Origin of the sequence: Microvirga thermotolerans (assembly GCF_009363855.1) — a bacterium.
In the GTDB taxonomy this organism is placed as follows: Bacteria; Pseudomonadota; Alphaproteobacteria; order Rhizobiales; family Beijerinckiaceae; genus Microvirga; species Microvirga thermotolerans.
Genome location: NZ_CP045423.1, coordinates 1,207,424 through 1,225,567, shown reverse-complemented (window position 1 = coordinate 1,225,567; position 18,144 = coordinate 1,207,424). Strand labels below are relative to the sequence as shown.

Here is an 18,144-nt window from a genome sequence, read left to right as displayed (position 1 = left end):
AGGTTGGATTTTTCTTCCCTCTTTGGAGTCCAGGGCATGTCGAACGATCAGATCTTCACCTGGGAGGGTATCACCCTCCCGTCCTACTGGAGCGGCAACATCTCCCGCCCCGGCGGCCACGCCGCCCTGACGCAGATCGGCAACACGGGGGCCAACACCGTCACTCTGATCCCGAACTTCTTCCAGAACGACAAGTTCAGCAACGAGGTGCATCTGAACTTCGGCGACCCGAACAATCCCTGGGACAACGAGAGCGACAGCTACGAGCAGGTGACGCAGGCCGTCATCGATTCGCGCGCGCACGGCCTGAACGTCGTCGTGAAGCCGCATGTCGAGACGGCGAACCGCGTCTGGCGCGCCGAGATCGCGCCGACGGACCCGAAGGCCTGGTTCGAGAGCTACAAGGCGATGATGGTCGGGTATGCCCAGGCAGCCCAGGCGGGCGGCGCGGCGATGTTCTGCGTCGGCACCGAAATGAGGAGCATGACCGACCCGACGAAGGTCTGCAGCGACGGCATATCCTACACGCAGAAATGGGCCGAGATCATCGACGCGGTCCGTGCCGTCTTCACGGGGAAGATCACCTACGCGGCGACCTACGACGAGGTGGTCAAGGTCGGGTTCTGGGACAAGGTCGACTATATCGGCATCGACGCCTACATCCCGTCCTCGACGGTCAACGATCCCACCGTCGACCAGATCGTCGACGCCTGGGTGAAGCCGCACTTCAACTCCTGGGTCCGCGACACCCTCTATGGCGGCAAGTCGGTCGTCGACTACTACAAGGCCCTGTCGGAGCGGTACGGCAAGCAGATCCTCTTCACCGAGGTCGGCTATCGGAGCGCGGACGGCGCCAACAAGGATCCCGGCTCGTTCGGCGGCAGCCCTCCCGTCGACAACCAGGAGCAGGTGGACTGCTACACCGCCCTCTACAAGGTGATGGAGAACTACGGCGGCCAGTGGCTCGGCGGCGCCTTCCTCTGGAGCTACCATCCGTTCGAGAATCCGATGACGGATCCGCTCGCCCAGGTGCCGTACACGGACTACACGACCCAGCACAAGCCCGCGAACGACGTCATCACGGAGCGCTACTCCGGCCCGGCCCACGTCACCGGAGTTACCTGGACGGGGAACGCACTCGCCAACAAGCTCGACGGCGGCTATCACAACGATACCCTGGTCGGCGCGGGCGGCGACGATACGCTCTGGGGCGGCGCCGGCGACGACAGGCTGAACGGCGGCGCGGGCAACGACGTTCTCGACGGCAGCACGGGAACGAACACCGCCGTGTTTTCCGGCGCGAAATCGGCCTACGCCCTCGCCCGGAACGCCGACGGCACCGTGACCGTCACCGACACCCGCGCAGGACAGGACGGCACGGATCGGCTGAAGAACGTGCAGTTCGCCCAGTTCAGCGACCAGACGCTCGACCTGTCGACGCTTTCCTCGCCCGCTTCGGGCGGCTCGAATTCGGGCGGCTCGAACGGCCCGTCCGGTCTCGTTCTTCGCGGCACGGCGCGGGCGGACCGGCTGACGGGCCGGGAGGGCGACGACCAGCTCTGGGGCCGGGCCGGCAAGGACGTGCTCGCCGGCGGCGCGGGCAAGGACGTGTTCGTGTTCGACACCAAGCCGGGCAAGGCCAACCTCGACCGGATCGTCGACTTCTCTGTGGCCGACGACACGATCTGGCTCGACAACGCCCTGTTCAAGGCCAACCCGGGCTTCTATGCCGCGATCAGGAAAGGCACCTCCGCCAAGCCGCTCGCCCTCAAGAGCGCGTTCTTCCGGGTCGCCGACAAGGCCAAGGACGCCAACGACTTCCTCGTCTACGACAGGAAAAAGGGCGTGCTCTTCTACGATCCCGACGGCGCCGGCGAGAAGGCGATGGTCGCCATCGCCACCCTCTCCAAGAACCTCAAGATGACCGCCAAGGACTTCTTCGTCATCTAGGCCGACCGGCTGCGCCCTCACGCCGCGGCGGCAGGGGCGCAGCCGATCATCAAGCCGCCCTACTCCGCCTCCATGGATCGGGCCCCTTCGCCGGCGAATGCGAAGGGACCGACATACTCCCTGCGCATAGGGGGCCGGGACGGGGCAAACCGGCTATCCTCGCGGAGAAACCGGCGTTCCGGCGGGATGCGGATGCGGGAACCGAGACTTGACGAAGCAGCTTTTCATGACGTCCAAACCATTTCACCGACAGAAAGATCGTTCGATGCCGCGAATCCGCTCCGCCCTTCTCAGCCTGCTCGCCGGAACCGGCTGGGCGGCGGCCCTCGCCGCGGCGCCCGCCCTCGCCCAGGCCGAGGGAGCGCCGGCGGCCGGCTCCAACCCCCTCGTGCTCACCGTCCGGCCTTCGGGCTACGAGACGGGAGCGGATTCGGAAGCGCAGGCCCGGCAGGAGCGCCTTCTCAAGCGCATGGAGCAGGCGGATTACTCGGTCCGCTCGATCTGCGTGAACTGCGGCGACGGCTGGAAGCACCAGACCTACGCGCCCTTCAACCCGCTCCAGTCCCTCCGCCTGCCGCACCCGTCCGACGACTGAGCCGGAACGCCCGCGCGAGGCTTGCACGGAGAGCAGGGCCGCTTGCGGCAGCGGCGCATTGAAGGCGCCGGCGCGACACGTATATTCCGGGTCGCGGGGACGGCCCCGCTCCCCCACAGCAAAGGTAGGGACGACCCTGCCATCGACGGAGGTCCTGTCATGGCATGGATCTATCTCGTTCTCGCCGGCCTGTTCGAAATCGGCTGGGCCATCGGCCTGAAGTACACCGAGGGCTTCACGCGCCTCGTCCCCTCCCTTCTCACCGGCGCGAGCATGGTCGCCAGCGTCGCGCTGCTCGGCCTCGCCCTGAAGGCCCTGCCCGTCGGCACGGGCTACGCGGTCTGGACCGGAATCGGCACGGTGGGAACCGCGCTCCTCGGGATCTACCTGCTCGGAGAACCCGCCACGGCCGCGCGCCTCGCCTGCATCGGCCTCATCGTCGCCGGCATTCTCGGCCTCAAGCTGGCGGCCTGACCGGGCTCGCCCCGCTCCGTCCCGGCCAAGCGGGGCCGTGGAACCGGCCGCCCGCTGCGCTGTTGGAGACACAGCACACCGGAACGAGTCCCATGTCCCTGCAAAGCGCCGATCGTCCCTCATCCTCCCTGACCGCCCAGGCCCTGATGGTCCTGCTGGGATGGGCCGTGGTCCGCCTCGTCACCCTGGGCGGGCAGCCGCGTCCCGCGACGGCGCGTCCCGCGGGACGCGCCGGACACGGCGCGCCGGGCCGCAAGGAGCCCGACTTCGGAACCCGCACCGAAGGCGGAGCCGCCACGCTCCACGATGTCAGCCGCGGACGCCACGCGGACAGTCCGGCCGAGATTCCCGCGAAGGGCTGGAAGGACATCTTCTGGCGCGTCTACGAACGGGTGCAGCACGACCGCGTCCTGCTGGTCGCCGCCGGCGTCACGTTCTATGCGCTCCTCGCGATCTTCCCCGCCATCACCGCGCTGGTGTCGATCTACGGCCTGTTCGCCGATCCCGTCACCATCCAGAGCCACCTGAGCGCACTTGCCGGGGTGCTGCCGGGCGGCGCGATCGACATCGTCGGCGAACAGGTGGGCCGCATCGCGAGCAAGGGCTCCGGCACGCTCGGGCTCGGCTTCCTCGTCGGCCTTGCAGTCGCGCTGTGGAGCGCCAATGCGGGCATGAAGTCGATCTTCGACGCCCTCAACATCGTCTACGAGGAGACGGAGAAACGCTCCTTCGTCATGCTGAACGCGGTGTCCCTCGCCTTCACCCTCGGGGCGATCGTGTTCCTGCTCACCGCGCTCGGCGCGGTGGTGGTGCTGCCCGTCGTCCTCGAATATGTGGGGCTCGGTCCGTGGGCCGAGACCCTCGTGGCGGTGCTGCGCTGGCCCGCGCTTCTCGTCGGCGTCATCCTCGGCCTGGCGCTGATCTACCGCTACGGGCCGAGCCGCGACAACGCGAAGTGGCGCTGGATCACGCCGGGGAGCATCGCGGCCTCGGTCCTGTGGCTCGCGGGCTCCATGCTGTTCTCGTGGTACGTGGCGAATTTCGGCAAGTACAACGAAACCTACGGCTCCCTCGGCGCCGCCATCGGCTTCATGACCTGGATCTGGATCTCGACCATCATCGTGCTGCTCGGAACCGAGATCAACGCGGAGATGGAGCACCAGACCGTGAAGGACACGACCGAGGGCCCGCGCCAGCCGCTCGGCGTGCGCGGCGCGACGATGGCCGACACGGTGGGCGAGGCGAAGGTTTGAGCGCGGGCGCAGCCTAGGAGCGTCTTGCGGTTTCACGAACCCGCAAGACGCTCCGGCCGATCAGAACACGCATTCCTGGAAGGCGGGCTTCACGGATCGACCCCATGGGCCGTGATAGCGCTCGAGCAGGCGCTCCGCCGGGGTGCGCCCCGTCTCCACGATGTCTTCCGCATAGGCGAGGTAGCGCGTCTCGTCCTGCCCGGCCGCATCCGTGAAGGCGCGGCGCCGGAGGCCCTCCCGCGAGAGCGCGAGCGCATCGCGCGCGATGTCGCGCACCGTGCGTCCGGCGATCTCCGCCTTGAGCGCGAGCTTCGGCACGTCCGCGCGCAGGCGTCCGCGCTCGGCGGCGCTCCAGGCCTTCACGAGGTCCCATGCGCCGTCGAGGGCGTTCCGGTCGTAGAGGAGCCCGGTCCAGAAGGCGGACAGGGCGAGGATGTGGGCGGACGGCCCCACATCGGCGCCGCGCATCTCGAGGTAACGCTTCAGGCGCACTTCCGGGAACAGGGTGGAGACGTGGTTCGCCCAGTCGGAGCGCGTGGCGCGCTCGCCCGGCAGCGCCGCGAGACGGCCCTCGAACAGATCCTTGAAGGAAGCGCCGGCGACGTCGTGATAGGTCGCGTCGCGCTTGACGAAATACATCGGCACGCCGAGCGCCCAGTCCACGTAGCGCTCGTAGCCGAACCCGTCCTCGAACGCGAAGTCCATCATGCCCGTGCGGTGGGGATCGGTGTCGAGCCAGATGGCGGAGCGGCGGGAGAGATACCCGTTGGGCTTGCCGTCCGTGAACGGCGAGTTGGCGAAGATCGCCGTCGCGACCGGCTGCAGGGCCAGGGACACGCGCAGCTTCCGCACCATGTCGGCCTCTGACTCGTAGTCCATGTTCACCTGCACGGTGGAGGTGCGGTACATCATGTCGAGGCCGAGCGTGCCGACCTTCGGCATGTACGCGGTCATGATCCTGTAGCGCGCCTTCGGCATCACCGGCGTCTCGGCGCGGGTCCAGAGCGGGCTCATCCCGAGGGTGAGGAAGCCGAGGCCGAGCTCGCGCCCGACGGCCTTCACGTGATCGAGGTGGAGCGCGGTCTCGGCCGCCGTCTCGTGCAGGGTGCGCAGGGGAGCGCCGGACAATTCGAACTGCCCGCCCGGCTCCAGGGAGATCGCGCCGCCCCCGGCATCGTCGAACAGGCCGATGGGCCGGTCCTGCTCCAGGATCGGCTCCCAGCCGGTGCGCGCCCGGAGACCTTCCAGGAGCGCACGGATGCCACGCCCGCCCTCGTAGGGAACGGGCGAGTCATCGGCCGTGTAGAAGGGGATTTTTTCGTGCTCCGTGCCGAGCCGCCACGCATCCTGCGGCTTCTCGCCGTCCGCGATCCACGCGACGAGCTCCGCGCGCGTGGTGATAGGGGTCGTATCCGATACGTCCCGCGCCATGAACCACCTCATCAAAAAGCGCGTTCAAGGCGCGCCGACTCAGGTCGGGTCTAGATAGGCGCCTTAAGGACAAGCTGCAATGCGGTGCCGGAAGAAAGCCGGGCATCGGATATTTCCCGGACACGGGGACGACAGGGGGCGATGGAAGCGCGACGCGCCATTCCCCTCCCTCTTAGCCAGGGAGAGAGCGCGGCGGCGCTGCCCGCGCAATCCGCGGTCCCAATCCGCGGTCCGCGGAGGAAGAGCGAGGATCGAACGACAGCCGACCTGATGACGGCTCCGGGAAGGACCCGATGGGCTCCCTTCATGCGAGAAGAGCCGAAAGGACGCCTCTCCTTCTAATGCCGCACCATGGTCTCTCCGACGGTCTCGGCGGACAGCCAGTCCACGACGCCGAACAGGGCGTCCCGGTTCGACAGGCCGCGGCCGACCGCCTCCGTGTAGAGGGTGAGCTGCCGGTCGGCGCTGGTGCCGCGGGCGACGATCCAGCGGCACAGGTCGAGCTCGCGCCGGCATCCGAGCGCCTCCGCGTCGTCGGCCACGAGCGAGAGCGTCTCGTCGAGCATCTGCCGCACGGGCTTGGCGCTCCGGGATGCCTCGTCGACGAAGCTGCCGTGGATGCCGTAGCGCTGGGCGCGCCAGCTGTTCTCGTCGTTGATGGCCCGCGAGGCACCGGTCTGGCCGGCGTTCAGCCGGGTGTCGAGGCTCAGGCGCCGCACGAGGCAGCGGTAGAGCGCCGCGATGGCGAGCGTGTCGTCGAGGCGCGTGCAGCTGTCGGCGACTCGCAGCTCCAGGGTGGGGTGCTTGAGGGACGGGCGGATGAACCACCACACGTAGCTCGAATTCTCGATGGCCCGCGCCGCCACGAGGGTGTCGATGTAGCGCTGGTAATCCTTCACGCCCTCGAAGAGGTCCGGCAGGCCGGTGCGCGGCAATTCGCGATAGGCGGCGAGCCGGTATCCCAGGAGCCCCGTCCTCTGCGACTGCCAGAAGGGCGACGAGGTGGAGAGAGCGAGCAGCAGCGGCAGGAAGGGCTGGATGCGGTTCATGATGTCGATCCGGGTCGCGAGATCCGGAATCTCCACATGGACGTGCATGCCGCACACCACGGTGCGGCTGCCGACCATCTGCAGGTCGTGCATGACCTTGCCGTAGCGCGGCTGCGCATTGGGCCTCACGCGCGACCAGACGGCGAGGGGATGGGTTCCCGACGCCATGACGGACAGCCCGTGCTCGCGGGCGATCTGCCCGGCGGCCATGCGCAGCGAGGAGAGCTGCGCCCGCGCCTCCCCGAAATCCACGTGCGGCTCGGTCGCGATCTCGATCTGGGGTTCCAGCATTTCGTGCTGGATGCCGCCATCCATGTTTTCGCGGCAGGACGCGAAGAATTCCTTGATTCGTGAACGGGCGACATCCCGTTTAGCGGCATCGTTGACGAAATACTCCTCCTCGATGCCGAACTTGAATTCCCCACCCATACTTGGTTTCCTCTTTGTTTTATTCTTGTTCACCTTCGGATTATACGTCCGCCCGCTGCGGCAACGCCCAACCTCACCTTCTTTGGGGCAAGATTGGGGCGAATCGGGCCGAAATTGCCAAGCTGTTGAGACTAGCGGGAAATCCGTTTCGCGCGTCGTCGGAGAGGGATATCAGGCCCAGTCTCCCAGCACCGACTGGACGATGGCCAGGGCCGCGACGGCGGCTGTGTCTGCGCGCAGGATGCGCGGTCCCAGCGATACGCGGATACATTTCTCGTGGGCGGAGACAAGCGCTCTCTCCTGATCGACGAACCCCCCTTCGGGGCCCACGACAACGGCGAACTTGGCCGCGTTGTTCCACCCCTCGAGGACCCCCTTCCGCAGGGCTTCGAGCGGGTTGGCGACGGGGGCGTCCTCGTCGCAGAACACCACCAGGCGGTCCTCCTCCAACCCTTTGACGAATTTGGCGAAATCGACCTCCTCCCGGATCTCCGGCAGACTCAGGATGCCGCACTGCTCCGCCGCCTCGACGGCGTTACTCCGCATGCGTTCCAGGTTCACCCTTGCGGCTTGCGTCCTTCGGGTCAGAAGCGGCTGCAGAGCCCCCGCTCCCATCTCCACGGCTTTCTGGACCATGTAGTCGAGCCGGGCGTGCTTGAGGGGCGCGAAGGCATAGACGAGGTCGAGGGGGGCGGTCTGCTCCCGGGTGCGCTCCACCGCCACGAGACCCGCCGCCTTGCGGCCTTCGATCCCGAGTTCCGCCTTCCACTCCCCGTCGCGCCCGTTGAAGACGAGGACCGTCTCTCCCGCCTTCAGGCGCAGCACGTTGACGAGGTAGTTGGCCTGCCCCCGGTCGAGGGCGATCCGCGCCCCCTCGGCAAGCGGCGCGTCGACGAACAGGCGGGGGGCGTTGAAGTCGTAATGGGCCATGGGCGCTCCGCGATGGGAGACTGGATTTAGCAACTCCGCCCCGCATGCGGGAGGCCGCGGGAGCGGATGTTCACCTGCAATTTTCACCTGGAATTCAGGTGCGCCGGGTCACAAGGTGGCGGGCCGGGACCATTCGCCCCTTGGCCCGGGGAGATTGAACGTGTTAACGGAACGGCTGCCCGACGATCCGTCGCGGCCTTCCAGATCCGGGGATGTGTCGATGCTGCCTATCCGTTCGCACCTTGCTGCCGCCCTTGCCGTCGCAGGCGTCCTCGTGGCCGGCCCTGCCTTCGCGCAGGCGAGCTCCTGCGGCGATGCGCAGAAGTTCCTGTCGGAGCGCCAGAACCTCATCCAGGAGATCAACAAGCTCAGCGGCGGCGGGAAGAAGAAGGCCATCGACCCCCGCGCCGCCTGCGGCATCTTCACCAAGCTCGTCGCCAACGGCAACACGGGCCTGAAGTGGCTGGAGTCGAACAAGACCTGGTGCCAGGTGCCCGACCAGTTCGCCGAGGGCTTCGAGGCCGACCACAAGCGCGCCGTGGAGATGAAGGGCAAGGCCTGCGCCGCCGCGGCCAAGGTCGCCGAAATGGAAAAACAGGCCAAGAAGGCCCAGCAGCAGGGCGGCGGCCTCCTCGGCGGGGGCGGCCTGACCGGCTCCTACACCATGCCGAAGGGCGCGCTCTAACCGCTCCCGCCCGACCGTGCCGGAGCGCCCCGCCGCCTCTCTCCCCGATGCCGTGCGCGGCCATTGGGCCGACCGGCTGGCTCCGGCGGCCCTTCGCCCCTACCTGCGCCTGGCGCGGATCGAGCGGCCCATCGGCTGGTGGCTCCTGCTCCTGCCCTGCTGGTGGTCGGCGGCGCTCGCCGCCATCGCGGGCGGGCAGCCCTGGCCGAACCCGGTCCATTGCCTGCTCTTCCTGATCGGCGCGGTGGCGATGCGGGGGGCCGGCTGCACCTATAACGACATCGTCGACCGGGACCTGGACACGCGGGTGGAGCGCACCCGCGGGCGTCCCCTTCCCTCCGGGCAGGTCGGCCTGAAGGGCGCCCTCGCCTTCCTGGCGCTCCAGGGGCTGGTGGGCCTCGCGGTCCTGCTCCGGCTCAACGGCTTCGCCATCGCCACCGGCTTCGCCTCCCTCGGCATCGTCGCGCTCTACCCGTTCATGAAGCGGTTCTTCTGGATGCCGCAGATCGTGCTCGGCCTCGCCTTCGCCTGGGGCGCGCTGATGGGCTGGGCGGCCGCCTTCGGCTCCCTCGCCCTGCCGGCCTTCCTCCTCTATGCCGGCAGCATCGCCTGGGTGGTCGGCTACGACACGATCTACGCCCTCCAGGATATCGAGGACGACGAGATCGCCGGCATCAAGTCCTCCGCCCGCTTCTTCGGCGAGAGGGTCCGGGCGGGCGTCGGCCTCTGCTATGCGCTGGCCCTTGCCTTCCTGATGCCCGCCTTCGCCTTGGCGGGAGCCGGCCCCGCCGCCTTCGCGGGGCTCGCGCTCTTCGCGGGCCACCTCGCCTGGCAGGTGGCGCGGATCGACCGGAGCGACGGCGCCCTGGCGCTGCGCCTGTTCCGCTCCAACCGGGATGCCGGCCTCGTCCTCTTCGCCGGCATGACCCTGGACTGCCTCCTGCGGCTCGCCTGAACGGACCTCAGACCCGGCACTCCTCCTCGACGGGGCGGGCCGCGGCCTCCGGGCGGCGGAGCGCCACGAGGCTCAGGGCCAGGGCGCCCACCGCGCAGGCGGCGATGGCGCCGACCATCGGCAGGGCCGTTCCGTCGAACATCAGGCTGACGATCACGATCATCGCGCCCCCGGCGACCATCTGCAGGGTGCCGCCGAGCGCCGAGGCGAGGCCCGCGATGGGCCCGTGATCCTCGAGCGCCAGCACCATGGTCGCGGGAATGACGAGCCCGAGGAAGGCGAAGGAGGCGAACAGCAGCACGATCAGCACGGCAAGGCTGTCGACCCCCGCCGCGGTGAGGACGAAGAGGAGCACCGCGAAGAAGGCGTAGCAGCCGGCCGCCGCCGCGACGATCCGCTTCATGCCGAAGCGGGAGCCGAGCGCCGCCGTGAGCTGCGACGCGCCGATGAAGCCCACCGCGTTGAGGGAGAAGGTGAAGCTGTACTGCGTCGGCGTCAGGCCGAAATGGTCGATGTAGATGAAGGACGAGCTCGCGAGGAAGGCGAAGAAGCTCGACATGCCGAGCCCGCCGGTGAAGGTGAGCGCCAGGAAGTGGCGGTCCCGCAGCAGCTGGCCGAAGCCGCCGAGCACCTCGCCGAGGCTCGCGCCGATCCGCTCCTCCGGCGGCCGGGTCTCGGGCAGGGAGAAGGCGAGCAGGACGAGGCTCACTCCCGCCGCCGCCGTCACGGCGACGAACACCGCCCGCCAGCCGAACGGCACGATGAGCGCGCTGCCCGCGAGCGGCGCGAGGATCGGCGACACGCTGATCACCAGCATCACCAGCGACATGAGCCGCGTCGCCTCGACGCCCGTGTGCAGGTCGCGGATGATCGCCCGCGGGATGACCATCACGGAGGCCGCGCCGATGCCCTGCACGCATCGGAAGAAGATCAGCGCCTCGATGCTGCCGGAGAGGACGCAGCCGACGGAGCCGGCGGTGAAGAAGGCGAGCCCCACATAGAGCGGCGGCTTGCGGCCGACCATGTCGGACACCGGCCCGTAGACGATCTGGCACAGGCCGAAGGCGACGAAGAAGGCCATCAGCGTCATCTGCGTCGCCGCCGTCGAGGCCCGCAGGTCCGAGGCGATGGCCGGCAGCGCCGGAATGTACATGTCGATCGCGAAGGGACCGATGGCCGAGAGCAGGCCGAGGACGATCGCGGTTCGGGCGTAGCTGGATCGCATGGGGAGATCTTTCGAAACGATGGAGGAAGGCGGAACGTCCCTAACGCTCGGCAGGGGACCCGCTCGGTCCCCGGCCTTCGCCGGGACGGAACTTCGAACGGCCGGAAGGACCGTTCAGGACAGGGCACGCAGGTCGGCGAGGAGATCCTCCGGGGTGGACGGCACGGCCTTCGCCACCTTCGCCTGCGTCTCCCGCCAGGTCGGCAGGGCGGCGGCGAGAAGGGCGCGGCCTTCGGGCATGAGCACGAGGCGGCGGCTGCGCTTGTCCTGCGCATCCGGCTCCACGCGCACGAGCCCGCGCCGCTGCAGGGGCTTGAGGGCGGCGGTGAGGGTCGTTCGGTCCATGGCCAGGAGCGAGGCGACGCTGCCCATGGTCGGCGGCTCGGGACGGTTGAGGGACATCATGAGCGAGAACTGCCCGTTGGTGAGCCCGAACGGGCGCAGCGCCTCGTCGTAACGCCGCGCGAGCGCCCGCGCGGCACGCTGGACATGAAGGCAGAAGCAGGCATCGCGGACCTCGTGCGTGACGGTGAAGGGAACGTCGTCGTTCTTTGACATGCGGCAATTCTGTTGATATCAACCTTCCTGTCAAGCCGCCATGCGCGCGCACCTCCCTCGTCCACAGGAAGCGGCGCGGGCGACGGCCCCGCTTTCGCAGGCCCTTCGAGAGGAATTCCATGCACGGCAGGCCCCTCCCACCGCAGCCGGAGCACGCGATCCGCGTCCGCATCGCGGGTTGGTGCAGCGCGGTCCGTCTCCGCGACGTGGAGGCGATCGCCGCCTTCTACGCGCCGGACGTCCTGGCCTTCGACGCGGTGGCCCGCCTGCGCTTCGAGGGGCTGGAAGCCTACAAGCGCCATTGGCGGGAGTGCCTCGCCCCCGACGGGGCCGAGATGATCTTCGACGTGCGCGACGTCGCCGTCGCGGCCGGGGAGGATCTCGCCTTCGCCCATTTCCTCAACCGCTGCGGCCGGAAGCTTGCGGACGGCGAGGAGCGGTTCGCGTGGCTGCGGGTCACGGCGGGCTACCGGCGACGCGCAGGGCAGTGGCTGATCGTGCACGAGCACGTGTCGGCGCCTTTCGACCTGGAGAGCGGCGAGGCGCTGATCGACCTCGTTCCCTGAGCCGGCCCGCCTCCGGAAAGCGGGACAAGAGCCCGACAGGACCCGTTGCGAAGGACCATAGTTACGATGTAGCATTTCATTCATGCATGCTCCATCGTCCTCTCTCCCGCCCTGCCCGGCAGGCGGCAGCGCGCCCTCGGCTGCCCCATGAGGCCGACGCGCCGCCGGGTGGTCGGCTCGCTCTGCGCGGCGCTCGCAGCGCCGGCGCTGCTCGCGGGCTGGAGGAGGAGGCCGGGCCTCGCTTTCGCGGGCCCCCTGCCGGCGGGCAGCGCCTACCGGCGCTACCTGAACGTCTGGAGCCGCTATCTCTCCGGCGCGCCCGTGGACGACAGGGAGGCGCTGGCCCTGCTCGAGCATCCGCAGAGCTTCGCCGAGCGGCGGGAGACCTTCCCCGAGGCGGGCGCCTTCGGCGTCTTCACGAGCTGCACCCCGCACCGGGACGTGTTCTTCGACTGTCTCGACTTCGGCCTGCGCTGGCTCACCGCCCCCGACAATCCCGACCCCGCCCTGCCGCCGCTCCACGACCGGGGGCAGCTCTATTCCTGGCAATGGTCGTTCTGGGGCCGCGCCGCGCTGGAGCTTTACGAGGCGACCGGCGAGCCGCGCTTCCTCGACCTTCTCGTCGGCGCCGCGCACAACGTGCTGGCGGCGCGGGACGACAGGCACGGCATCGTCGACGGGAACCAGAAGCGCGTGGTGAAATCCTGGGGCTCCGTGATCTCCTTCGGCGGCCCGCCCATGCGCGGGACGGACATCACCGCGACGGGGCTGATCGCGCTGCCCATCCTCCAACTCGCCAACCGGCTCGGCGCCCGCGGGGAGCTCGACGAGGAGATCGCCGGCCTCGCGCTGGACTGCGCGCCCGGCTTCGACGAATACGAGACGTTCTACGTCGATCTGCCGCGCTTCGACGCGGGCTGCTACCGCTATGCGTTCATTCCCCAGGCCATCGACCCCACGAACCACATGAACGCCTTCGGCGCCGGCCTCGTGGAGCTCTACGCGTTCACCCGGGAGGCCCGCCACCTGGAGAGGGCGCGCAAGCTCCTCAATTTCTACCGCAACTCCATGGTGACGGACGACGACGGGGCCATCTCCACGCCCTACGAGCAGGACCCGGACTTCAGGAAGCGGCCGAGATCGGAATGGTTCTGGAAGATGACCGTTTCCGCCGAGCTGCCGCTCGCCCTCGCCCGCCACGGCCTGCTCGTGAAGGAGGAGGAGATGATCGGCATCGCCCGCACCTATGCGGACGTGGTCATGGCGCGGCCGGACGGCATCAACGCCATGACGCGCCGGAGCGACCGGCCCCGCATCATCGACTTCACGAAGCCCCTCGACAGCGAGACGCCGGAATACCGCAGCTACGTGCCGATGATCGCCGCCGGGCTCTTCTTCGTGGACCGGGAGCCGCGGATCGGCCACAAGCTTCTCCGCTACATGCTGCACCATCCGCAATGGTTCGCGAACGGCCTGTTCGGCGGCGGCGGAGCGGCCCTCCTGGCCCGCGCCTATTCGCTGCGGCGGGGACTGCGCCTGTGAGGACCGGACCGCCGGAAAAAAGCCGTGCTCCGGCGCGAGGGATGTGGCATTCCCTCCCCGCCGTTCCCATCTTGAGCAGCGATGCACGCCCCCCTCGCCCCTCACGAACACGACCTGGCCGCCGCCGTGCGCGACGCCGCGCTGGAGGCGGGCGCCCTGGCGCTGCCCTATTTCCGGCAGGGAACGCAGACCGCTGCGCGGCTCTGGTACAAGGAGCGCAGCTCTCCCGTTACGGAAGCCGACATCGCCCTCGACTCCTTCCTCAAGGAGCGCCTCACCGGCCTCCTGCCGGACGCCGGATGGCTCTCCGAGGAGACGGCGGACGATCCCGCCCGCCTCGACCGCAGCTGGGTGTGGATCGTCGACCCCATCGACGGCACCCGCGCCTTCGCCACGGGCCATCCCGACTGGTCGATCTCCATCGCCCTGGTGCGGGACGGGCGGCCGGTCCTCGGAGTGGTCCATGCTCCGGTGCACGGCCGGACCTACGAGGCCGGCCTGTCGCGGGGGGCGTTCTGCAACGGCGAGCGGATGGCGCTTCCCGCCGCCCCCTCCCGGCAGCCCCTGCGCGCCGCGGGGCCGAAGCCCCTGCTCGACCGCGTGGAGCGCCGCCTCGGCACCCTCGAGCGCCTTCCCAAGGTGCCCTCCCTGGCGCTCCGGCTGGTCCGGGTGGCCGAGGCGGTCATCGACGTGGGCCTCGTCTCGGCCAATGCGGCGGACTGGGACATCGCCGCCGCGGACCTGATCCTGAGCGAGGCAGGCGGCGCGCTGACGGACCTCAGCGGCAATCCGCCGCCCTACAACCGGCCCCACCCGTGTCATGGCGAGATGATTGCCGCAGCGACATGGTTGCATCCGCGGGCGGTTGGGGCCATGAGGACTTGAGAATCGGGTTTCCCCATAGCAACAAGCCCTCTCCACCGTCTGGAAAGAGATCACACCGTCATGACCGACACGCCCGGCAAGCAGCTCCTTCACCTCGTGTTCGGAGGCGAGCTCGAGAAGCTCGACTCCACCACCTTCAAGGACCTGTCGAAGCTCGACATCGTCGGCATCTACCCGAACTACGCCACCGCCCACGCCGCCTGGAAGGCCAAGGCGCAGGCGAGCGTCGACAACGCGCACATGCGCTACTTCATCGTCCACCTCCACCGCCTGCTCGAGCCGGGGCAGGCCTGAGCCGTTCGGCGATGAGCCTGGTCAAGCGCATCACGCGGTCGCGCCCGGTCCAGGAGGCCATGGGCTTCCTGGTGGCGAGCTATCTCCGGCTCGTGCAGCGGACCAACCGGTTCGTCATGGAACCGGCGGATGCCTATGACCGGATCGGCCCGATGATGCCCGTGATCGCCGCCATGTGGCACGGGCAGCATTTCATGATCCACTTCGCCAAGCGCCCGCAGGACCGGGCGGCGAGCCTCGTCTCCCGCTCCGGCGACGGGGAGTTCAACGCCATCGCCCTGCGCCACTTGGGCATCCGCGCCATCCGCGGCTCGGGGGCCAGGGGCCGCGACATCCGCAAGAAGGGCGGCGTCTCCGCCATGCGCGCCATGCTGCGCGCCCTCGCCGACGGCGAGATGGTGGTGATGACCGCGGACATTCCCAAGATCTCGCGGGTCTGCGGCGAAGGCATCGTGACCCTGGCCCAGCTCTCGGGACGGCCCATCGTTCCGGTGGCCGTGGTGACGAGCCGGAGGATCGACTTCGACAGCTGGGACCGGGCGAGCCTGGGCCTGCCCTTCGGCCGCGGCGCCATGGTGCTGGGCGAGCCCATCCGCGTCCCCCGCGACGCGGACGCCGAGGCCCTGGAGGAGGCGCGGCAGGCCGTCGAGCGGGAGCTCGACGCGGTCCATGCCCGCGCCTATGCCCTGGTCGGCTCCGAGGACCCGGGCGCCCGCACGCGCAAGCGCGCGCCGGCCGCCCTCGCCGGAGGCTCCGGCGCATGAGGACGCCTCTGATCGCCAGGACCTACCGCACCATCACCGCCGCGCTGGAGCCGGGGGTGATCGGGCTGCTCTACTGGCGCCGGCGCAAGGGCCGCGAGGACAGGACCCGCCTCGGCGAGCGCCAGGGCCATCCCAGCCGCCCCCGCCCCAAGGGGCATCTGGTCTGGGTGCACGGGGCGAGCAACGGCGAGACCCTGTCCCTGATGCCGATCGTGGAGCGCCTGACCCAGCGGGGGCTCTCCGTCCTCGTCACGTCCGGCACGCGCACCTCCGCCGCCCTCATCGCCCGCCGCCTGCCGCCGGGAGCCGTGCACCAGTACGTGCCCCTCGACGTGCCGCGCTACGTGCGGCGCTTCCTCGACCACTGGCGGCCGGACCTCGCCCTCGTGGCCGAATCGGAGATCTGGCCGAACACGGTCTTCGCCCTCGACGAGCGCCAGATCCCCCTCGTCATGGTCAACGGGCGGATGTCGGACCGCTCCTACCGGCGCTGGCAGAGGCTGCCCCGTGCGATCAGGACCCTCCTGGAGCGCTTCGCCCTGTGCCTCGCCCAGACGACCGAGGACGCGGAGCGCCTCGCCCGGCTCGGCGCCCCCCGCGTCTTCGTGACCGGCAACCTGAAGTTCGACGCGCCCCCGCCTCCCGCCGACCCCCGCGCGGTGGCGCACCTGTCCGGCCTGATCGCCGGCCGGCCGGTCTGGCTCGCCGCCAGCACCCATCCGGGCGAGGAGAGCGCCGCCATCGCGGTCCACCGCGCCCTCGCCAAGCGCTACCCGAACCTTCTCACCATCGTCGCCCCGCGCCATCCGCAGCGCGGCCCCGAGGTGGCGGCCCTGGCGGCGCAGGCGGGCCTGCGGGCGGGCCGCCGCTCGCAGGGCATGCCCCCGGACCGGGCCACGGACGTGTACGTGGTCGACACCATCGGCGAGATGGGCCTGTTCTACCGCCTGTCCCCCGTGGTCCTGATGGGCGGGACCCTTGCGCCGGTCGGCGGACACAACCCCATCGAGCCCGCGAAGCTCGGCTCCGCCATCCTGCACGGCCCCCACGTGCACAACGCGGCGGAGATCTACGCGGCCCTCGACGAGGCGCGGGGGGCCCTCATGGTCAAGGACAATGCGGGCCTCGCGCGGGCGGTCAGCGAACTTCTGGGCAACGCCGCCCTCACCCGGGCCATGGCCCGGGCGGCGGGCGAGGCCGTGCAGGCGCTCGGCGGAGCGGTCGACCGCACGATCCAGTCCATCGAGCCCTTCATCGTCCAGGCGAAGCTCGGAGCCCGACGCTGATGCGCGCGCCGCGCTTCTGGGAGCGCAAGTCCCCTTCCCTTCCCGCGCGGCTGCTGTCGCCGGCGGCGGCGATCTACGGCCGCGTCGCCGCGTCGCGCATGCGCAGGCCCGGCCGGCGGGCCGAGATCCCGGTGCTGTGCGTCGGCAACTTCACCGCGGGCGGCGCGGGCAAGACCCCGACGGCCCTGGCCATCGCCGAAATCCTGACCGAGGCCGGCGAGACCCCCGCCTTCCTGTCGCGGGGCTATGGCGGGCGCCTCGCGGGCCCGGTCCAGGTACGGATCGACCATACCGCCGCCGACGTAGGCGACGAACCGCTCCTCCTCGCCGGCATGGCGCCGACCGTCGTCTCCCGGGACCGCCCCCGGGGCGCCGGCCTCGCCGTCGAGACGGGCGCGACCGTCATCGTCATGGACGACGGGCTGCAGAACCCCTCCCTCCTCAAGGACGGCGCCATCGCCGTGATCGACGGGGCGACGGGGATCGGCAATGGCCTGCCCCTGCCCGCGGGCCCCCTGCGCGCCCCCATGGAGGCGCAGTGGCCCGCGGTCGATGCGGTGGTGGTGATCGGCGAGGGAGAACCCGGCACGGCGCTCGCCGCGGAGGCGGAACGGCGGGGCAAGCGCGCGTTCCGGGGCGTTCTCGAGCCGGACCCGGCCGTCGTCGAGAGCCTCAGCGGCCGCCCGCTTCTGGCCTTTGCGGGGATCGGCCGCCCGGACAAGTTCTTCGCGACCCTCAGGGCCTGCGGCCTCACCGTGGCGCAGGCCGTCGCCTTCGCGGATCATCACGCCTTCGACGCGTCGGACATCGCGTCTCTCAAGGGCGAGGCAGAGCGGCGGGGGCTGCAGCCGGTGACGACGGAGAAGGACCTGGTCCGGATCGAGGGCGCGGCGGCCCTGCCGCCCTGGCCGGAGCTGCGCGCCCTGCCCGTGCGCCTGCGCCTGGAGGATCCGCAATCCTTCCGCCGCTTCCTCCTGCGCCGGATCGCCGGGCGCAGGACCGGGCTTCCTCCCGATGCTCCCTCAGGATGAGCGGGCCGTCTCCGTGACGCGCGCCATCACCGCCTCGGGGGACGCATAGGCCTCCTGGCGCTCCACGCTCCAGTACTTCAGCTCGTCGAGCGGGATGGGCTTGCCGGTCACGGCGCAGCGCACGAAGGCGCCCGGCTTGATCACGCGCAGGTCGCTGTCGAGATACTGCACGACGGCCTCGCCGCCGGTCGGCTCGAACTTGTTCATGGGCTCTGACATCACGCCGTCTGGGGTAAACCTGT

Annotated in this window: 19 protein-coding genes; 13 read left to right on the top strand and 6 right to left on the bottom strand. The window is 69.8% G+C overall.

The features are described 5' to 3' along the window. Positions 1 to 36: 36 nt before the first annotated feature. The 4 genes from GDR74_RS18485 (at position 37) to GDR74_RS05650 (ending at position 4,272) form a co-directional block, all read left to right on the top strand. Positions 37 to 1,950, top strand: coding sequence for a glycoside hydrolase family 113 (locus tag GDR74_RS18485; RefSeq protein ID WP_152585392.1), 1,914 nt, complete (start codon positions 37 to 39; stop codon positions 1,948 to 1,950). Between the two features lie 265 nt (positions 1,951 to 2,215). Continuing rightward, the gene (locus GDR74_RS05660) at positions 2,216 to 2,545 is read left to right on the top strand and encodes a hypothetical protein (protein WP_152585391.1); all 330 of its coding nucleotides are present in this window, start codon (positions 2,216 to 2,218) and stop codon (positions 2,543 to 2,545) included. Positions 2,546 to 2,704: 159 nt separating this feature from the next. Beyond that, positions 2,705 to 3,019, top strand: coding sequence for a quaternary ammonium compound efflux SMR transporter SugE (gene sugE, locus GDR74_RS05655; protein ID WP_152585390.1), 315 nt, complete (start codon positions 2,705 to 2,707; stop codon positions 3,017 to 3,019). A gap of 92 nt (positions 3,020 to 3,111) precedes the next feature. After that, positions 3,112 to 4,272 (top strand): YihY/virulence factor BrkB family protein, encoded by a 1,161-nt coding sequence (locus GDR74_RS05650; RefSeq protein ID WP_246179888.1) that lies wholly within the window; start codon positions 3,112 to 3,114, stop codon positions 4,270 to 4,272. 60 nt (positions 4,273 to 4,332) lie between these two features. Here GDR74_RS05650 and GDR74_RS05645 read toward each other — a convergent pair whose 3' ends face one another. The 3 genes from GDR74_RS05645 to GDR74_RS05635 all read right to left on the bottom strand — a co-directional run bounded on the left by GDR74_RS05645 (position 4,333) and on the right by GDR74_RS05635 (position 8,111). After that, positions 4,333 to 5,703, bottom strand: a complete 1,371-nt coding sequence (locus GDR74_RS05645) for a glutamate--cysteine ligase (RefSeq protein ID WP_152585389.1) — start codon at positions 5,701 to 5,703, stop codon at positions 4,333 to 4,335. 338 nt (positions 5,704 to 6,041) lie between these two features. Then, positions 6,042 to 7,181: a carboxylate-amine ligase gene (locus GDR74_RS05640; protein WP_152585388.1), complete on the bottom strand. Its 1,140-nt coding sequence runs from the start codon at positions 7,179 to 7,181 to the stop codon at positions 6,042 to 6,044. A gap of 171 nt (positions 7,182 to 7,352) precedes the next feature. Then, entirely contained in the window at positions 7,353 to 8,111 is a 759-nt protein-coding gene (locus tag GDR74_RS05635; RefSeq protein WP_152585387.1) for a 16S rRNA (uracil(1498)-N(3))-methyltransferase, read from the bottom strand. A 220-nt stretch (positions 8,112 to 8,331) separates the two neighbouring features. Here GDR74_RS05635 and GDR74_RS05630 point away from each other — a divergent pair, with 220 nt between their 5' ends. Together GDR74_RS05630 and ubiA are read left to right on the top strand one after the other, a co-directional pair. Continuing rightward, positions 8,332 to 8,796 (top strand): hypothetical protein, encoded by a 465-nt coding sequence (locus tag GDR74_RS05630; protein ID WP_152585386.1) that lies wholly within the window; start codon positions 8,332 to 8,334, stop codon positions 8,794 to 8,796. A gap of 16 nt (positions 8,797 to 8,812) precedes the next feature. Next, entirely contained in the window at positions 8,813 to 9,751 is a 939-nt protein-coding gene (ubiA, locus tag GDR74_RS05625) for a 4-hydroxybenzoate octaprenyltransferase (RefSeq protein WP_152585385.1), read from the top strand. A gap of 7 nt (positions 9,752 to 9,758) precedes the next feature. Here ubiA and GDR74_RS05620 read toward each other — a convergent pair whose 3' ends face one another. Continuing rightward, positions 9,759 to 10,976, bottom strand: coding sequence for a multidrug effflux MFS transporter (locus GDR74_RS05620; RefSeq protein ID WP_152585384.1), 1,218 nt, complete (start codon positions 10,974 to 10,976; stop codon positions 9,759 to 9,761). Positions 10,977 to 11,090: 114 nt separating this feature from the next. Then, complete coding sequence (locus tag GDR74_RS05615; RefSeq protein ID WP_152585383.1) at positions 11,091 to 11,534, bottom strand: MarR family winged helix-turn-helix transcriptional regulator; 444 nt, start codon at positions 11,532 to 11,534, stop codon at positions 11,091 to 11,093. Positions 11,535 to 11,653: 119 nt separating this feature from the next. Between GDR74_RS05615 and GDR74_RS05610 the strand changes: the two genes are divergently transcribed. The 7 genes from GDR74_RS05610 (at position 11,654) to lpxK (ending at position 17,902) form a co-directional block, all read left to right on the top strand. Further along, positions 11,654 to 12,100 (top strand): YybH family protein, encoded by a 447-nt coding sequence (locus tag GDR74_RS05610; RefSeq protein WP_152585382.1) that lies wholly within the window; start codon positions 11,654 to 11,656, stop codon positions 12,098 to 12,100. A gap of 147 nt (positions 12,101 to 12,247) precedes the next feature. After that, on the top strand, positions 12,248 to 13,642 hold the full coding sequence (locus GDR74_RS05605) for a hypothetical protein (RefSeq protein ID WP_152585381.1): 1,395 nt from the start codon (positions 12,248 to 12,250) through the stop codon (positions 13,640 to 13,642). An 81-nt stretch (positions 13,643 to 13,723) separates the two neighbouring features. Further along, a complete protein-coding gene (locus tag GDR74_RS05600) occupies positions 13,724 to 14,527 on the top strand; it encodes a 3'(2'),5'-bisphosphate nucleotidase CysQ (RefSeq protein WP_152585380.1) in 804 nt (267 codons plus the stop codon). 60 nt (positions 14,528 to 14,587) lie between these two features. Then, a complete protein-coding gene (locus GDR74_RS05595; protein WP_152585379.1) occupies positions 14,588 to 14,821 on the top strand; it encodes a DUF4170 domain-containing protein in 234 nt (77 codons plus the stop codon). Between the two features lie 11 nt (positions 14,822 to 14,832). Further along, the gene (locus GDR74_RS05590) at positions 14,833 to 15,585 is read left to right on the top strand and encodes a lysophospholipid acyltransferase family protein (RefSeq protein ID WP_152585378.1); all 753 of its coding nucleotides are present in this window, start codon (positions 14,833 to 14,835) and stop codon (positions 15,583 to 15,585) included. Then, complete coding sequence (locus tag GDR74_RS05585; protein WP_152585377.1) at positions 15,582 to 16,871, top strand: 3-deoxy-D-manno-octulosonic acid transferase; 1,290 nt, start codon at positions 15,582 to 15,584, stop codon at positions 16,869 to 16,871. The genes GDR74_RS05590 and GDR74_RS05585 overlap by 4 nt, the downstream gene beginning before the upstream one ends. Beyond that, on the top strand, positions 16,871 to 17,902 hold the full coding sequence (lpxK, locus tag GDR74_RS05580) for a tetraacyldisaccharide 4'-kinase (RefSeq protein WP_152585376.1): 1,032 nt from the start codon (positions 16,871 to 16,873) through the stop codon (positions 17,900 to 17,902). Before GDR74_RS05585 ends, lpxK begins: the two co-directional genes overlap by 1 nt. On the opposite strand, the gene GDR74_RS05575 is transcribed toward lpxK, so the two are convergent. Continuing rightward, positions 17,894 to 18,121, bottom strand: a complete 228-nt coding sequence (locus GDR74_RS05575; protein WP_246179886.1) for a DUF2093 domain-containing protein — start codon at positions 18,119 to 18,121, stop codon at positions 17,894 to 17,896. The genes lpxK and GDR74_RS05575 overlap by 9 nt on opposite strands. Positions 18,122 to 18,144 lie beyond the last annotated feature (23 nt).

Excerpts from the sequence above, each read along its gene's own strand:
- GDR74_RS05650 (WP_246179888.1), top strand. The coding sequence starts at position 3,112 with ATGTCCCTGCAAAGCGCCGATCGTCCCTCATCCTCCCTGACCGCCCAG.
- GDR74_RS05605 (WP_152585381.1), top strand. The coding sequence starts at position 12,248 with ATGAGGCCGACGCGCCGCCGGGTGGTCGGCTCGCTCTGCGCGGCGCTC.
- GDR74_RS05660 (WP_152585391.1), top strand. The coding sequence starts at position 2,216 with ATGCCGCGAATCCGCTCCGCCCTTCTCAGCCTGCTCGCCGGAACCGGC.
- lpxK (WP_152585376.1), top strand. The coding sequence starts at position 16,871 with ATGCGCGCGCCGCGCTTCTGGGAGCGCAAGTCCCCTTCCCTTCCCGCG.
- GDR74_RS05620 (WP_152585384.1), bottom strand. The coding sequence starts at position 10,976 with ATGCGATCCAGCTACGCCCGAACCGCGATCGTCCTCGGCCTGCTCTCG.
- GDR74_RS05610 (WP_152585382.1), top strand. The coding sequence starts at position 11,654 with ATGCACGGCAGGCCCCTCCCACCGCAGCCGGAGCACGCGATCCGCGTC.
- GDR74_RS18485 (WP_152585392.1), top strand. The coding sequence starts at position 37 with ATGTCGAACGATCAGATCTTCACCTGGGAGGGTATCACCCTCCCGTCC.
- GDR74_RS05590 (WP_152585378.1), top strand. The coding sequence starts at position 14,833 with ATGAGCCTGGTCAAGCGCATCACGCGGTCGCGCCCGGTCCAGGAGGCC.
- GDR74_RS05600 (WP_152585380.1), top strand. The coding sequence starts at position 13,724 with ATGCACGCCCCCCTCGCCCCTCACGAACACGACCTGGCCGCCGCCGTG.
- sugE (WP_152585390.1), top strand. The coding sequence starts at position 2,705 with ATGGCATGGATCTATCTCGTTCTCGCCGGCCTGTTCGAAATCGGCTGG.
- GDR74_RS05615 (WP_152585383.1), bottom strand. The coding sequence starts at position 11,534 with ATGTCAAAGAACGACGACGTTCCCTTCACCGTCACGCACGAGGTCCGC.
- GDR74_RS05595 (WP_152585379.1), top strand. The coding sequence starts at position 14,588 with ATGACCGACACGCCCGGCAAGCAGCTCCTTCACCTCGTGTTCGGAGGC.
- GDR74_RS05645 (WP_152585389.1), bottom strand. The coding sequence starts at position 5,703 with ATGGCGCGGGACGTATCGGATACGACCCCTATCACCACGCGCGCGGAG.
- GDR74_RS05640 (WP_152585388.1), bottom strand. The coding sequence starts at position 7,181 with ATGGGTGGGGAATTCAAGTTCGGCATCGAGGAGGAGTATTTCGTCAAC.
- GDR74_RS05585 (WP_152585377.1), top strand. The coding sequence starts at position 15,582 with ATGAGGACGCCTCTGATCGCCAGGACCTACCGCACCATCACCGCCGCG.
- GDR74_RS05575 (WP_246179886.1), bottom strand. The coding sequence starts at position 18,121 with ATGTCAGAGCCCATGAACAAGTTCGAGCCGACCGGCGGCGAGGCCGTC.
- GDR74_RS05630 (WP_152585386.1), top strand. The coding sequence starts at position 8,332 with ATGCTGCCTATCCGTTCGCACCTTGCTGCCGCCCTTGCCGTCGCAGGC.
- GDR74_RS05635 (WP_152585387.1), bottom strand. The coding sequence starts at position 8,111 with ATGGCCCATTACGACTTCAACGCCCCCCGCCTGTTCGTCGACGCGCCG.